Source organism: Halothiobacillus diazotrophicus (assembly GCF_001663815.1).
GTDB classification, from domain to species: Bacteria; Pseudomonadota; Gammaproteobacteria; order Halothiobacillales; family Halothiobacillaceae; genus Halothiobacillus; species Halothiobacillus diazotrophicus.
Window position 1 is genome coordinate 1,765,406 of sequence record NZ_CP016027.1, and the last position, 14,692, is coordinate 1,780,097.

General features: G+C 64.8%; 12 protein-coding genes. 5 read left to right on the top strand and 7 right to left on the bottom strand.

The annotated features are described in order from the left end of the window. The first annotated feature begins 18 nt into the window (after positions 1–18). The 3 genes from smc to ligA are packed head-to-tail and all read left to right on the top strand — an operon-like array spanning position 19 to position 6,605. The gene (smc, locus tag A9404_RS07770) at positions 19–3,537 is read left to right on the top strand and encodes a chromosome segregation protein SMC (RefSeq protein WP_066099856.1); all 3,519 of its coding nucleotides are present in this window, start codon (positions 19–21) and stop codon (positions 3,535–3,537) included. 2 nt (positions 3,538–3,539) lie between these two features. Then, positions 3,540–4,547 carry a cell division protein ZipA gene (locus A9404_RS07775; protein ID WP_066099859.1) on the top strand — a complete coding sequence of 336 codons (1,008 nt, stop codon included), beginning with the start codon at positions 3,540–3,542 and terminating at the stop codon, positions 4,545–4,547. Positions 4,548–4,580: 33 nt separating this feature from the next. Further along, a complete protein-coding gene (gene ligA, locus A9404_RS07780) occupies positions 4,581–6,605 on the top strand; it encodes an NAD-dependent DNA ligase LigA (RefSeq protein WP_197490486.1) in 2,025 nt (674 codons plus the stop codon). A gap of 54 nt (positions 6,606–6,659) precedes the next feature. On the opposite strand, the gene A9404_RS13405 is transcribed toward ligA, so the two are convergent. After that, complete coding sequence (locus tag A9404_RS13405; RefSeq protein ID WP_156521280.1) at positions 6,660–6,803, bottom strand: hypothetical protein; 144 nt, start codon at positions 6,801–6,803, stop codon at positions 6,660–6,662. Positions 6,804–7,127: 324 nt separating this feature from the next. Between A9404_RS13405 and A9404_RS07785 the strand changes: the two genes are divergently transcribed. Together A9404_RS07785 and A9404_RS07790 are read left to right on the top strand one after the other, a co-directional pair. Then, positions 7,128–8,204 carry a hypothetical protein gene (locus A9404_RS07785; RefSeq protein ID WP_066099865.1) on the top strand — a complete coding sequence of 359 codons (1,077 nt, stop codon included), beginning with the start codon at positions 7,128–7,130 and terminating at the stop codon, positions 8,202–8,204. Then, positions 8,204–8,899 (top strand): TlpA disulfide reductase family protein, encoded by a 696-nt coding sequence (locus tag A9404_RS07790; RefSeq protein WP_066099868.1) that lies wholly within the window; start codon positions 8,204–8,206, stop codon positions 8,897–8,899. Before A9404_RS07785 ends, A9404_RS07790 begins: the two co-directional genes overlap by 1 nt. Before the next feature lie 5 nt (positions 8,900–8,904). Here the strand turns inward: A9404_RS07790 and A9404_RS07795 are convergent, their stop codons facing one another. From A9404_RS07795 to A9404_RS07820, 6 genes are all read right to left on the bottom strand, one after another. Then, entirely contained in the window at positions 8,905–9,537 is a 633-nt protein-coding gene (locus A9404_RS07795) for a nucleotidyltransferase family protein (RefSeq protein WP_066099871.1), read from the bottom strand. Positions 9,538–9,558: 21 nt separating this feature from the next. Continuing rightward, complete coding sequence (locus A9404_RS07800) at positions 9,559–10,608, bottom strand: XdhC family protein (protein WP_066099874.1); 1,050 nt, start codon at positions 10,606–10,608, stop codon at positions 9,559–9,561. Positions 10,609–10,610: 2 nt separating this feature from the next. Next, a complete protein-coding gene (locus A9404_RS07805) occupies positions 10,611–12,782 on the bottom strand; it encodes a xanthine dehydrogenase family protein molybdopterin-binding subunit (RefSeq protein WP_066099876.1) in 2,172 nt (723 codons plus the stop codon). Continuing rightward, positions 12,779–13,402, bottom strand: coding sequence for a (2Fe-2S)-binding protein (locus tag A9404_RS07810; protein WP_066099879.1), 624 nt, complete (start codon positions 13,400–13,402; stop codon positions 12,779–12,781). Before A9404_RS07810 ends, A9404_RS07805 begins: the two co-directional genes overlap by 4 nt. 145 nt (positions 13,403–13,547) lie before the next feature. After that, a complete protein-coding gene (locus tag A9404_RS07815; protein ID WP_066099882.1) occupies positions 13,548–14,093 on the bottom strand; it encodes a GNAT family N-acetyltransferase in 546 nt (181 codons plus the stop codon). A 173-nt stretch (positions 14,094–14,266) separates the two neighbouring features. After that, on the bottom strand, positions 14,267–14,623 hold the full coding sequence (locus A9404_RS07820; RefSeq protein WP_066099885.1) for a DUF3817 domain-containing protein: 357 nt from the start codon (positions 14,621–14,623) through the stop codon (positions 14,267–14,269). Positions 14,624–14,692 lie beyond the last annotated feature (69 nt).

The following is a 14,692-nucleotide window of genomic DNA, read 5'->3' on the forward strand; positions in this document are numbered from 1 at the left end:
GGGGAAATGCCCGGTAGCATGCACGCGACCGCCATGCGACTGACCCGACTCTATCTGGCCGGCTTCAAATCCTTTGCCACGCCGACCGAAATCGCCCTGCCTGCACCGCTGGTCGCCATCGTCGGGCCGAACGGCTGCGGCAAATCCAATCTGATCGACGCCGTGCGCTGGGTGCTGGGGGAATCCTCGGCCAAACAGCTGCGCGGCCAGGCACTGGACGACGTCATCTTCGCCGGCAGCGGCGGGCGCCCACCCGCCAGCCAGGCCGTCGTCGAACTCGGCTTCGACAACAGCGAGCGCCGACTCACCGGCCCCTTTTCCGCCTACGACCAGATCGTCATCCGCCGCAGTCTCGGCCGGGATGGCCAGTCGCGCTACAGCATCAACCAGACCAAGGTGCGCCGACGGGACGTGATCGACCTCTTCCTCGGCACCGGCGTCGGTGCCCGATCCTACTCGGTCATCGAACAGGGCCAGATCAACCGTATCGTCGACGCCCGCCCGGAAGAACTGCGCGCGTATCTTGAGGAAGCGGCCGGCATCTCGCTGTACCGGGAACGCCGCCGCGAAACCGAATCGCGCATCAGCCAGACCCAGGAAAACCTGAGCCGGCTGAGCGATCTCGCCGACGAGCTGGGGCGCCAGCAAAACCAGCTGGAACGTCAGGCCAAAACCGCCGAACGCTACCGGGTGCTGCAAAAGAAATGGCGCCGACAAGTGGCCGAGCAGGCGGCCGTGCAGCACATCCTCGCCACACGGGCGCATGAAACGCTGGCGGCCCGCTTGACCGAACAACAGGCCGACCTGACGCGAATCCATGCCGAAGGCGAGCAGATCAACCGGCTGATCGCCGATCTGGAGCACCAACGCGGCGCCGTGCAGGACGAACTGCGTCAGCTTCAATCCCGGCTGTACGAAGTCGCGGCAGAACGGGCCCAGGTCACGGGCCGACTGGGGGAATTGGCCGCACGGCAGGAAGCCATCGAACAGCAGCGTCAGGATGACCGCGCCCAGCAGACGCGACTGGCCGACCGGATCGAACAGCAACGAACGGAACGCGAAGCGCTGCACCAAAAACAACAGACCCTGGAAACCGAGCGGACACAGGCCCAGGAGCAACGTGCGCTGGCTCAGGCCGAGCTTCGGGTAGCCGACGAGGAACTGGCACGCCTCCGCGCCGACTGGCTGCAGGCCAACGAAGCCCTGGCTACCCCGCAACAGCAACTGGCCGCCCGCCAGGCGGAGCGCGCCACCCTGCTGCGCCAGCACCAACGACTCGCGGCGGAACCCGCGGCCCGCGATCAACCGGATCAGGACGACCAACGCCGTCGGTTCGCCGAACAGATCGCCCAGTTGGAGACACAGCACAGCGAAGAGCAGGCCCGATGCGACCAGCACCAGGAAGCGCATCGACAGGCTGTTGCCGATATGGAACGACAGACGCAGGCCGCGGAACAGGCGCAGGACATCGCCCACGAACGCATCCGTACCCGGGATGGGTTGCTGGCCGAACGCAACGGGCTGGAGCGCCTGCTGAGCCATACGAAAAAGCAGGCCGCGCCCCGCACCGGAACGCCGACGGAAACCTTGATGCAGCGACTGGCTACCGCACAGGCCGATCCGTGGTGGGGCCACGTACTCGGCGCACAGATCGAAGCCGACTGCATCCCCGATCTCGATGCCCTCCACGCCGCCTGGACAGACTCGGGTCAACAACCGAATGCCGGCTGGTGGGTCGCACCCGCCGCAGAAACATTCGAGGCATCGTCCAGCGAACCGGTACTATCCGACGAACTCGGACCGTGGCTGGCCGACTGGCAGAAGACGCGCCATCCCGCCCCGTCACTGACCGAGGCCCTCGCCCGCCGCGCCGAGCTTTCGCCCGGCCACGTCTTCGTCCTGGCGGATGGCTGGCAGGTCGGTCGACACTGGATGGGGCGACCAGCAGCGGATCAGGCGGCCATCCATCTGCAGCAGCAGACCCGCCTGAATACGATTCGGGACGAACTGGTTGCCGCCGAACATTCCGCCGAACAGGCTCAGGAACAGGCGCGCAATCTTTGGGCTGAGGTCAAGCAGACACGACAGCGGGCCGACGCGCTGGCTCTGAAGGAGCGCGAGGCCCATCAGACATGCTCGCGCCTCGCGGCCACCCTGGCCGATGTCCACCGCAAGCAGGAACGTGCCGAACAACAATGGGCCGACGAATCGGCGCGCCGCACGCGGCAGGAAGCGGAACGCCAGCGGATCGAAGCGGAACTCGTCCAGCTCGACGAACAGATCGCCGAGACCGAGCGGGAAGTCGCCGCACGCAATGCAGCGCGCAATCGGCTGACCGAACAACAGCAGGAAGCCGAGCGCCTCGTGCAGGAACGCCGACGGGCCTCCGGCGCTGCCGCCCAGCAAGCCCAGACGCTGGAACGCGCCTGTGACCAGAACCGGCAGCAGGGCATCCATATCGATCAGGCGCTGGCCCGCGATCAGGCCCAGTGGCAGCACATCGACCAGCGACTGGCCGAGTTCGACGACAAGGCCCTGGCACTCACCCGACAACTCGAAGAAGCCCGAGCGGCACAGGGCAGCATCGAGCAACGGCAACAGGCCCTGAGCCGCCAGGAGGCGGAAATTCTGGCGAAACAGGACGGCCTCACCCGCGTTCTCAACGGGCATCTTGCCGAGCGGACAGCGCATCAGCTGAAGGAACAGAAGGCCCAGACGGACGTTCAGGCCACGGCCCTGCAGGTCGCACAGGCCGAAGTGCATGCCACCCATACGGCGGAAACGCGGGCGGCCGCCGAGCAGCAACTGGCCGACGATCAGGAAATCCTCGACGAGACCGCCATGCAACGGCTCGCGGACATTCCGCAGATCGAGGCGGCGCAAAAAGGGGAACGACTCAACCTGGAACAGCAGATCGCCCGGCTGGGGCCCGTCAACCTCACGGCCATCGCCGCCTACGAAGAAGTCCGCGGACGCAAGGCGGAGCTGGATCAACAGATGGCCGACGTCCAGGCCGCGCTGGATCAACTCACCGACGCCATCCGCACCCTCGACCGGCAGACCCGTGCCAAATTCCGTGCTGTGTTCGAAGCCGTCAACGAACGACTGACGCCCTTGTTCGAGCGCCTGTTCGGCGGCGGAGAAGCCCGTCTCGATCTCACCGACGGCGACGAACTGAACGCTGGGGTCACCCTCTTCGCCCGCCCGCCGGGCAAGAAGACGACCCAGCTGTCCCTGCTCTCCGGCGGCGAACGGTCATTGACGGCCGTGGCCCTGATCTTCGCCCTTTTCCAGCTCAACCCCGCGCCGTTCTGCATTCTGGACGAAGTGGACGCGCCGCTGGACGAGGCCAACGTCGGGCGGTTTTGTGCTATGGTTTCGGCCATGTCGGACCGGGTGCAATTCCTGTTCGTCACCCACAATAAAACGACCATGGCCAGTGCCTCCGCCTTGGTCGGTGTGACCATGCGCGAGGCGGGCGTGTCGCGGATCGTTTCGGTCGATGTGGATCGTGCCGTGCAATTACTAGAGTCATGAATATGGAATGGTTACGTTGGATTTTGTTGGCGGCGGGTGTGGTCACCCTGATCGGCATTGCCTGGATCTACTTCCGGCACAAGAGCGAACAGGCCATCGAACTCGGTAGCGGTCGTACTGAAGCCAATCTCGACGATCCGATCGACGTCCGCATTCGCGCCCAGGAAACCCATGTCCACACCGAACTCGGTGCCGACCTGCATGAGGAAGACGATGTGCCGCCGGCCACGGCCCGCCGGGCGGAACCCCGTCTGGACGCCGGGATCACCCCCGCCAGCGAACCCTTCGAAGTCGAACCCGAACCCCTGCGCTGGTCTCAACCGAATTTCACGCGGCACAGCGATCCGAAAGCGCATGACGATCCGCCGATCGACATCGATTTCAGCGACGCCGAGGGCATTCTCGGCACCGTGCGCCGGACGCCGCTGCACGATGACCCGACTGCCGCGGCCGGGCAACCGGGTGGACTGTTCCAGCAGCGTCAGGGCACCGCGCCCGCCCGTCGCTTCAGCTATCAGGAAAAAACCACGACGCCCCCTGGCGAATCCGAGGCCGCAAGCACGCCGGCACCAACGAACGAGGTCGCCCCGCCCGAACCGACGCAGGAAGAGCGCCAACCTGTCGTCCTGCCCCTGCTCATCGCCAGCCCGGATGCCGAGCCGTTCGATGGCGAACGGGTCCAAAGCCTGATCGAGGAGATCGGTTTCGAATTTGGCGACCTGTCGATTTATCACTACCCGGACGAAATGGGTGAACCACTCTTCTCGCTGATGAACGGCGTACAGCCAGGCACCTTCGACCGGGGCAACGTCGCCAGCTTTTCGACCCCCTTGCTGGCGATCTTCATGCAACTCCCCCTGGCAAGCCCCGGCGAAACCCTGATTTTCGAGCGGATGCTGGACATTGCGCGGGACATCGCCGACCAGCTCGGTGGCGAAATCCTCGATGACCAGCGGCAGCCGCTCAGTTCCGAATCGATCGATCGATACCGCGAACTCCTCCACAGCTGACGGTTGATCATGGCGGCAGAGCAGGATCGACCCCTGTCACGAATGCAGGCACGAATTCAGGCACGACTCCTGGCCCTCCGGGCCGAGATAGAACAACACAATTTCCGGTATTACGTGCTCGACGACCCGACGGTCAGCGATGCCGAATACGATGCCCTTGTCCGCGAGCTGAAAGCAATCGAGGCCGAGCACCCGGAATGGATCACGCCCGACTCGCCCTCCCAGCGTGTCGGCGCCCCGACCTTCGTCACTACCTTCGACAACGTCCGGCATCGCCAACCGATGCTGTCGCTGGATAACGTGTTCGACGCCGAGGAGTGGGCCGCCTTCGAGCAGCGCGCCCGCGACCGCCTGAATACGGATGCGCCTCTCGTCTTTGCGGCCGAACCCAAGTTCGATGGTCTGGCGATCAATCTCACCTATGTCGACGGCCGGCTGATCCAGGCCGCGACGCGCGGCGACGGCAGCGTCGGCGAGGACGTCACCCCCAACGTGCGCACCATACGCTCGATCCCGGATCGGCTGGATCTACCCGCGCCCAGCGTGGTGGAAGTTCGCGGCGAGATCGTGATGTCCCATTCGGCCTTCGCTGCCCTCAACCGGGCTGCCGAAGCGGCCGGCGACAAGACCTTCGCCAATCCGCGCAATGCCGCTGCCGGTTCCCTGCGCCAGAAGGATCCGCGCGTCACGGCCCGCCGGCAGCTGCAATTCTTCGCCTACGGCGTCGGTGCGGCGGAGGGCATCGACCTGCCCGACACCCAACTGGGCCTGCTGGACTGGCTCGGCGGTCTGGGCTTCACGGTTAGCGAATGGCGCACCGCCTGTACCGGCAGCGCCGCTGTGCTGGCCTACCACGCCGCCATGCTGGCGCGCCGTCCGACCCTGGACTACGACATCGACGGCATCGTCCTCAAGATCAACGCCGTCCAGGAACAACAGATACTCGGCTTCGTCGCCAAGGCCCCGCGCTGGGCCGTCGCCTTCAAGTTTCCGGCCGAGGAAGCCACGAGCCAGGTAAAGGCGGTGGATTTTCAGGTCGGCCGCACCGGCGCGCTCACGCCCGTCGCCCGCATCGAGCCCGTGTTCGTCGGCGGCGTCACCGTCTCGAACATCACCCTGCACAATATCGACGAGGTGACCCGCAAGGACATCCGCATCGGCGACTACGTCGTCGTGCGGCGCGCGGGGGACGTGATTCCCGAGATCATCAAGAACATCCCCGACCGGCGCCCGGAGGATACGCAAGCCATCACGCTACCCGAGCATTGCCCGGTCTGCGGCTCCGAGGTCATCCGGGTCGAGGGCGAAGCCATCGCACGCTGCAGCGGCGGCCTGTTCTGTCCCGCCCAACGCCGGGAAGCCATCCGGCATTTCGCCAGCCGAAAGGCCATGAACATCGACGGCCTCGGCGAGAAATGGATCGAACTGCTGCTCGAACACCAACTCATCGACCATGTCGACGACCTGTTCCACCTTACCCGGGAACAACTGCTCAGCCTGCCGCGCATGGGCGAGAAATCGGCCCAGAACCTGATCGATGCCCTGGAGCAGGCTAAAAACACCACCCTGCCGCGTTTTCTCTATGCACTCGGCATCCGGGAAGTCGGCGAAGTGACCGCTGCCGCGCTGGCCCAGCATTTCCCGACCATTGATGCCCTGGAACAGGCCACGCTGGACGATCTTCAGGCCGTCCCCGACGTCGGCCCCATCGTGGCGATGCACGTCCACACCTTCCTGCGTCAACCACACAACCGGGAAGTCATCGCCAACCTGCTCGCCACCGGGGTGCACTGGCCGGCACCCGCCGCTGCGCCGAAGGAAGCGCCGCTGGCCGGCAGAACCTACGTGCTCACCGGCACGCTGAGCCAGATGACCCGCGACGAGGCCAGCGCGCGCCTGCAGTCTCTGGGCGCGAAGGTCAGCGGGTCGGTCTCGAGCAAAACCACTGCCGTCATCGCGGGCGAAGCCGCCGGCAGCAAGCGCAGCAAGGCGGAAGCGCTGGGGGTGCCGGTTCTCGAAGAGGCCGATCTGTTGGCCTTGCTCGATGCGCCGGAATAAGTTGCGCCGGAATCACCTCGCCCCGCACTAGACCAGGTAAAGGGCGACCTTTCGTCACTGCCCGGCCCGATCCACCCCCGGCAAGGTGCCGGTATTGCCGGTCTCCACAGATCGCTTCAACAACGCCTCAAGATCCACCCTTCCGCCGCCCTCCCTGATTGCGTTCGGCATGAAGCGGGACCGGATGATCTCGCTCAACGACACCTCCCGTAGGGAATGGGACGATTTCAATCCCTCAAATATATCCGGACCAAACCTCTCTCTACGTCGTTGTTGTCCCGGTAATTTCAGCTCGGCCCGGAAGACCGCAAACGACCTGGCACGTGATTTACCCCAACACCTGTGTCATATCACACAGTTTTCCCGAAGCCCCTACCCCAAGATATTGATAGCTTTACGATTAGTTTTTGGCATGAAGCGTGCTGATTACGAGCGCGGCTATTTCCGCATCCCGGGCCCGCCGGTTGGCATCGACCGCTGTCCCGTGGCTTCGACATCCCTCACCCAATTAGGAATCTCATCATGCACGCCAATGGCACCGATCCCGTTCGCCCCTCATCGACCCGGCAATTCAAGCCGCTCCTGGGGCTTTCTCTTTCCTTAGGTGCCTTGATCTGGAGCCACGGGGCATTTGCCTGCGCAACCTGCGGTTGCTCCCTCTCCACCGATGCGGCCATGGGGTATTCGGCCAGCAGCGGCTTTCGGGTCAATCTGCAATACGACTACATCAACCAGAACCAATTGCGGACCGGGACACATTCGATTGCGCAGGCACAGGTCGCGACCGTTCCCGGCCAGGAAGTGGAAAACAAGACCACCAACAATTACTTCACACTCGGCCTGAGCTACGCGCCCGATGCGAACTGGAACTTTCAGCTGCTGATTCCCTACATCGATCGTCGGCACTCGACCTACAGCGCCGACCCGACGCTCCCGCTCAGCGCGGACCAGCTCAGCAGCGCCAAGATCAACAGCCTGGGCGACATCAAATTCCTCACGAGCTATCAGGGGTTTCTGCCCACCCATAACCTGGGCGTTCAACTCGGCATCAAGCTGCCCACGGGCAACTACGGCGGCCCCGATGCGACTGGCAGTGGCGTGGTCGGACGCAACCCGGTCTATTTCGGTGCCGCAGGCAATGCCGGCGGCCAGATCCTCGATACGAGCCTGCAGGCAGGTACCGGCAGCACCGACCTGATCGTTGGCGCCTACTACTATCAGCCGGTCAGTCAGAACTTCGACATATTCGCCAACGGTCAATTCCAGTCGGCCATCAAGGAGAAGCTGGATCAACCCGGCGCGAACTATCGGCCCGGCAACCTGGCGACCGTCAGTTTCGGCACCCGCTACGAGGCCAACCCGAACATCGTGCCGCAATTGCAGATCAACCTCAGCCACCGCTCGGCAGACCAGGGGGCACTCGCGGATACGACGGACACCGCCGGCACCGTGGCCTATCTGAGCCCGGGCATCAGCGCGAGCATCACCCGGAACATGCAGATCTACGGTTTCGTCCAGGTGCCGATCGTCAGCCATTTGAGCGGCTACCAGCTCTTCCCGCGCTGGACAGCATCGGTGGGCATGGGCTATTCGTTCTGATGCCTCGAAGCGTGCACATCACCGGAGCCAGCATCATCAATACGCCATCCCACACCGATTGCCCCAGCGACAAGACCGCCGACGACCGGGCAGCCCCACGTCGACGCGCCTTTCTCCGGATGGCCGCCAGCATGAGCCTCGGTGCGGTCGGTGGCCTGATCACCCCACAGTCAGCCGAAGCGAACGGACTGGTCCTCGGCCAACCGGCACCCCCGCTCGTGCTCCATACGCTGGACGGTCACTACATCGCCACCCGCGACCTGCTCGGCCAGGTCGTGATCGTCACCTTCTGGGCCTCCTGGTGCGATCCCTGTCGCGAAGAACTCCCGATACTGTCGGCCTACGCCAAAGCACACAGGCACCAAGGCCTGACCGTACTGGGTTTCAGTCTCGACGGTCCGGACGAACTGCCCCAGGTCCGCAAGATCGCGGCCGAACTCAGCTTCCCCGTGGGTTTGCTCGGCAGCGCCTGGGCCGGCGACTATGGCCGGATCTGGCAGATCCCCGTGAGTTTCGTCATCGACCGTTCAGGCAAATTGGTCGACAACGGCTGGGATGATGAGCAGCGGGCCTGGACACAGGCACGATTGGACAAAGTGGTAACACCACTGCTCACGGCGCAGCACCAGCCCAGGAATGGACAGGGGAATGGACAGGGGAATGGGCCGGGGAATGGACAGAGCCCGCAGGCATAGCCACCTCAGGTGGCACGTGACACTTGGGATGCCTTAAGCGACCCGCCGATCAGATCAATCGGCTCATCGATATCGAGCAGGACGCCCGCGTCGTCGGTCGGGATCAGCTTGCCATCGAAGGCGTTGAAAACGCCCTGGGCCCCCCGGTCACCGACCAGCCCCAGCAAGCCAAGGCGTGCCCGGGCAGAAAACCCCACCGGGTGGCCGGCCCGTCCGGCATGGATCGGACGGGCTGCAGACGCACCGTCCATGAGAGCCTGACGGACCAGCGCCACGCTGGCAGCCGAGACCGCCGGCATGTCGGCCAGACCCACGATCCAGCCTTGGGGATGATCTGCGCGGCATTGCACGCCCCAGGCGAGGCTGGCCCCCATGCCCCGTTCGGCATGGGGGCAGATCACGGGCACGCAGCCGAGATGGGCCAAGCGGTCGGCCAGTGCCCCGTCGTCAGGGCGAAGCACGGCGATGACTTCGGTCAGGGTTTCCAGCAATGGCCGGGCGCTGGCTTCGGCGAGACAGGACACCGCGTCCCAGGGCAGGTGGCGTTTGTCCTGACTGCCGAATCGGCGGGAGAACCCCGCAGCCAGGAGAATGCCCACGGGCTCGGGCTGTCGTTCGGCGACTCGATCGGTGGTCATCAACGTACTACGGCCCCGAGCTCAGGGTGCTCGTGACGCCACAGAGGCAGGATGCCGCGTAGCTGCCTGGGCTTCTTCCGACAGAGCGACACCGTCGTGATGCCCCTCATCGAACGATCCGGCTGCACGCCGCGCCGCCACGAGTTCGGCCGCGATGGAAACGGCGATCTCCGCCGGGGTGTGGCTGCCGATATCCAGGCCCGCCGGGGCCATCAGCCGACGGGTATCGAGGCCCAGGGACTGCAAGCGTTCGCGCCGCGCTTCACTCGTGCGCAAAGAGCCCATGGCCGCGATGTAGAAAGCAGGGCGCTCGAGGGCAACCATCAGCCCGAGATCGTCCTGACGCGGGTCGTGCGCCAGCGCCACCACGGCCGTCCTGCGATCGAGGGGCAAGTCCTCGGCCACGACGTCCGGGCTACCGGGCACCAGAGAGACGGCATCAGCCAGATCGGGGAACTGATGCCGCCAGTCGCGAACAACCTCCGGCCGGCCGTCGCAGAGCGTGACGTCGAACTCCAGTGCCAGGGCGATACGGACCAAATGACCGGCAACCGGCCCCGCACCAATCAATAGTAGCCGCCAGGCCGGGCCGAAGGCGCAGGTGAAGGTATCGTCGGTCAGCAGGACCGCCTGATGACCGGGTTGCCAGCGCACGCTCCCCGTCCGCAGATCAAGCAGGCGGGTAACCGATTCACGACGCGCCAGGGCCGCCAGAACCGGCGCCCACTGCGTCGCATCGATCAGTGACTCGACCACCAGCAGCAACGTCCCGCCGCAGGGCAGCCCCACGCGCTCGGCCTCGGCCCCACCGTAGCAGATCTGCTGAGGACGATCAGGCATCGGCACCGCGGCGAGGCGTCGGCGCAGGTCTTCCTCGACGCATCCGCCGGAAACCGAGCCGATCAACCGGGGATCGGCCGAATGAGGCGCGATGATCGCCAGCATCGAACCGGGCGGGCGCGGCGAGGAGCCCCAGGTCGCCGCGACCGTGACCAGCAGGACGACCTCGCCTGTCGCATGGGCTGCCAGCGCCGCCTCAACCACCACCCGGGAATCCGCATAGGTGGCCATGGCTAGAGTTGGATCGGCAGTTCGCGTTGCGGCTTTCCGGTGGCCGCCCGCAGGGCGTTGACCACGGCCGGCGCGATCGGCGGCAATCCCGGTTCGCCGATGCCGCCGATCGTATGCCCGGAATCGACACCAGAACCGACGATCGCCACCTCGACAGTCGGCATCTCGTCGATGCGCAGTGCGGGGTAGTCGTTGAAGTTCTGCTGCTGAACCCGGCCGTCCTTGAGGGTGATCTTGCCCGAGAGCGCGGCAGTCAGGCCATAGACGATGCCCGACTGCATCTGCGCCTCGATCCCGGCCGGGTTGACCGCGACGCCACAGTCGATGGCGCAGTACACCTTGTGCACGCGGGGCTTGCCGGATTCGATCGATACTTCCGCCACCTGGGCGCAATAACTGCCGAAGGCCTTGGCCACCGCAATCCCGTGATGATGCCCCTTCGGCAAGGTTTTCTTGCCCCAACCCGCCATTTCGGCCGCCTTTTCCAACACACCCAGGTAGCGCGGCTGGCCCTTGAGCAACTTGCGGCGGTATTCATAGGGATCATGCCCGCCGTGTGCGGCCAGCTCGTCAAGGAAACACTCGACCACGAAGGCGTTCTGCGAATGGCCGACCGAGCGCCAGAATCCGACCGGGACGCCCGGGTCGATCAGGGCGTAAGTCACCTCGAGATTGGGGATGCCGTAGGGCAGATCGGCCGCTCCCTCGACAGCCGAGGGGTCGATGCCGTCCTTCACGCGGGATGGCGCCACGCGCTGCCAGATCGAAGGCCCGGCGATGCGATGGACCCAGGTTTTCGGCATACCCTGCGCATCCAACTCAGCAGCCAGCTCGTTATAGGCGATCGGACGGTAGTAATCATGCTGCACGTCGTCGGGGCGGCTCCAGACCACCTTCACCGGGTGACCGTGCCGCTTGGCCAGCGTCACGGCCTCGGTCACGAAGTCCGCTTCGGAACGGCGACCGAACCCGCCCCCCAGAAACGTGGTGTGCACGGTGACTTTCGCGGCATCGACACCAGCCGCCTGGGCGGCGGCCTGTTGCGCCTTGCCCTGGGCCTGCGTCGGTGCCCACACGGTGACGCCCTGGTCGGTCACGGCGGCCGTACAGTTCATCGGTTCCATGCAGGTATGCGCCAGATACGGTGCCTGATAGACGGCACGGAACACCGACTTGCTGCCCGAAGCCGGCAGCGCCGCCGCCCCCTGCCCATGTTTGGTGGCCGTCCGCGCCTTGGCCTCGACGCCCTCGCGCAAGGCCTGGGTGATGCCTTCGCTGCTCAGGTCGGCCAGATGCCCCGGATCCCAGTCGATCTTGAGCTGCTGTCGCCCCTGCTCGGCCGTCCAGTAATCGCGCGCCAGCACGGCCACACCGTGAGGCAGGCCGATGACCTCGATAACGCCCTTCACCGCCTTGGCCGCAGCGGCGTCAAAGGATTTGACCGTACCGCCGAACACCGGACAACGCTCGATCACGGCGGTGCGCACATCCTCGGGTTGCGCGTCGATACCGAACCCCGCCTGGCCGTTGACCTTGATCGGCGTATCCAGCCGCGGGGTGGGCTTGCCGATGATCCGGAAGTCCTGCTCGGATTTGAGCATGACCGAACCGGGCACCGGCACGGAGGCCGCCGCCTCCGCCAAGTCGCCATATTGCGCGACCCGCCCGCTGGCCGGATGCACCACCCGCCCGGGTTCGGTGATCAACGAATTGGCGGACACGCCCCACTGCCTGGCCGCCGCCTGCAGCAGCATCTCCCGCGCCGTCGCGCCGACTTCACGCATTTTGGTGTAGAAACCGCGCACCGTCGCACTTCCGCCGGTGATCTGACCACCCAGCAGCGGGTTGGCGTAGGTCTGACTCGCCGGCGCAAACTCGGTGACGAATCGGCCCCATTCGGCATCCAGCTCCTCGGCGATCAGCATGGGCAGGACCGTCATGGCACCCTGTCCCATCTCCGAGGCAGACACCACGAGCGTGATCTGTCCGTCGGGCGCAATCCGCACCCAGGCATTGGGGACGAAATCCGGCTCGGTACTGGCGGACGCATCCGGCCCATTGGCATGTGCGCCCACCGCGTCCGCGGCACGCGTTTCTGCCAGCGTGGAAAAACCCAGCAACAGACCGCCGCCCGTGGCGATCCCGACCTTGAGGAAATCGCGACGGGAAATCATGACTGCACCTCCGTCGCTTCCTGCGCCAATCCGCTGTCGACCGCCGCCCCAGCGTTCAGGGCCATGTTCTGATTCGGATTCCCGGCCGCCCGCAGAATGGCGGACTTGATCCGGTTGTAGGTTCCACAGCGGCAGATATTGCCCGCCATGGCCTGGTCGATCTGCGCATCTGATGGGTTGGGCATCTCGGCGAGCAGGGCGGCCGCCTGCATGATCTGCCCCGACTGACAGTAGCCGCACTGGGGGACGTCCTCGGCGATCCAGGCCAGTTGCACCGGATGATCGGATACGGCGGAGAGCCCCTCGATGGTGGTGACCCGCTTGCCCTTCGCACTCGCGATCGGGGTCACGCAGGATCGAACGGCCTTGCCGTCGAGATGCACGGTACAGGCGCCGCAGAGGCCGGCACCACAACCGAACTTGGTGCCGGTCAGACCCAGATAGTCACGCAAGGCCCAGAGCAAGGGCATCTGCTCGGACACGTCCAATTGCAGTTTTCGATCATTTACCGTCAACTCGATCACATCGCACGCTCCCGCTGCGGCATCTGGCAGCATCTGATTCAAGGAATGGAACATGGCACGGCGGGGACAGCAGGGCGCCAACGGCCGCTTCGCCATGAGGAATTTATCCTCAAGCGTAGACGCCGGCCATCGACCTGCAAGGTGTTTTTCAGGAAATACCGCCCCTCGGTGACCGGCACAACGCCGGGGCATCACATCTTGGCTGGCCACCGCCGCACCGGGACGATACCTCGGGAACTGGCTAGGCGTCGCGCCCCGGCAGGTTGCGGGCGAGCACGCGGATATCTTCGTATGCGCCCCGGATGCATGCATGCCGTCGCAGCATGCCTTCCTCCGTCATGCCGCATTTTTCCATGACCCGGGCCGACGCCGGGTTGCGGGCAAAACATTGCCCGACGAAACGGGTGATCTGCCATTCGGCCTCGGCATACGCCATCAAGGCCTGAACGGCCTCGGTGCAAAATCCCCGCCCCCAGAAATCGACGCCCACCCAATAGCCCAACGCCGCGCGACGATGGGCGGGACGAATATCGATCAGGCTCACCGCACCCATCAACCGGCCCGTATGGCCATCCGTCATGGCGAGGGTGAGGGCCTGGCCGGCCTGGAAAGCCGGTTCATGACCCGCAATCCAATCGACGGCCGCACCATCGGGATACGGGTGGGGAATATGGCTCGTGGTTTCGGCGACTTGCCGAAGCCCCGCCAATTGCTGCACCCGCGGCGCATCTGCGACATGAAAGGGTCTCAGGACGAGGCGCGTACTTTCCAGGATCGGCATCGGCATGGGCTATCTCTTTGGCGGTCGTCGCAAGCTCGGGCGGAATCTTGGAGAAGAGCCGCCCACTTGACTGTTCAAGCGGTCAGGGGCAACGGAGTTCGGTCGATCGTGACACACGACCATGACGAAAGTCTGAACGAAACCATGGCGCACGGTAATCTTTACGCCGTGCGCCCGAATCAATGCCTGGCGACTTCCCGATCGATCATCCGATGCGACCACAAACCGCCAAACGGAATCAGTGCAGCCAGAAAGACCAACCCGCCCCTGGCCGGAGTCATCTGCCCCGCCACGATCGTCGACAGAAGGGTGCCCAGCATCCAGAGAAACAGCAAGCCATGAATGGGGCCAACGATCTCGACGGCCAAAGGCAATCCGGCCAGGTGCTTGAGCGGTACGGCGATCAGGATCAGAGCGATCAGTGAGCTGCCTTCGACAAGCGCCATCCTGCTCAAATGTCGTAACAACCGTGGCGATCGGCGCCCCTGCACTCGACCTGAGGCCACGACAGGCAAAGGATTTTGTTCAAGGGACATGTTGATGCTCCAGAATCAGAATGCAATTTCCGGCAGAAATCCATGGAATCAATCGGGCGGTCACGCACA

Bases quoted from the DNA above. Each gene is read 5' to 3' on its own strand.
- smc (WP_066099856.1), top strand. From the start codon at position 19: ATGCACGCGACCGCCATGCGACTGACCCGACTCTATCTGGCCGGCTTC.
- A9404_RS07775 (WP_066099859.1), top strand. From the start codon at position 3,540: ATGGAATGGTTACGTTGGATTTTGTTGGCGGCGGGTGTGGTCACCCTG.
- A9404_RS07785 (WP_066099865.1), top strand. From the start codon at position 7,128: ATGCACGCCAATGGCACCGATCCCGTTCGCCCCTCATCGACCCGGCAA.
- A9404_RS07790 (WP_066099868.1), top strand. From the start codon at position 8,204: ATGCCTCGAAGCGTGCACATCACCGGAGCCAGCATCATCAATACGCCA.
- A9404_RS07795 (WP_066099871.1), bottom strand. From the start codon at position 9,537: ATGACCACCGATCGAGTCGCCGAACGACAGCCCGAGCCCGTGGGCATT.
- A9404_RS07800 (WP_066099874.1), bottom strand. From the start codon at position 10,608: ATGGCCACCTATGCGGATTCCCGGGTGGTGGTTGAGGCGGCGCTGGCA.
- A9404_RS07805 (WP_066099876.1), bottom strand. From the start codon at position 12,782: ATGATTTCCCGTCGCGATTTCCTCAAGGTCGGGATCGCCACGGGCGGC.
- A9404_RS07810 (WP_066099879.1), bottom strand. From the start codon at position 13,402: ATGGCGAAGCGGCCGTTGGCGCCCTGCTGTCCCCGCCGTGCCATGTTC.
- A9404_RS07815 (WP_066099882.1), bottom strand. From the start codon at position 14,093: ATGCCGATGCCGATCCTGGAAAGTACGCGCCTCGTCCTGAGACCCTTT.
- A9404_RS07820 (WP_066099885.1), bottom strand. From the start codon at position 14,623: ATGTCCCTTGAACAAAATCCTTTGCCTGTCGTGGCCTCAGGTCGAGTG.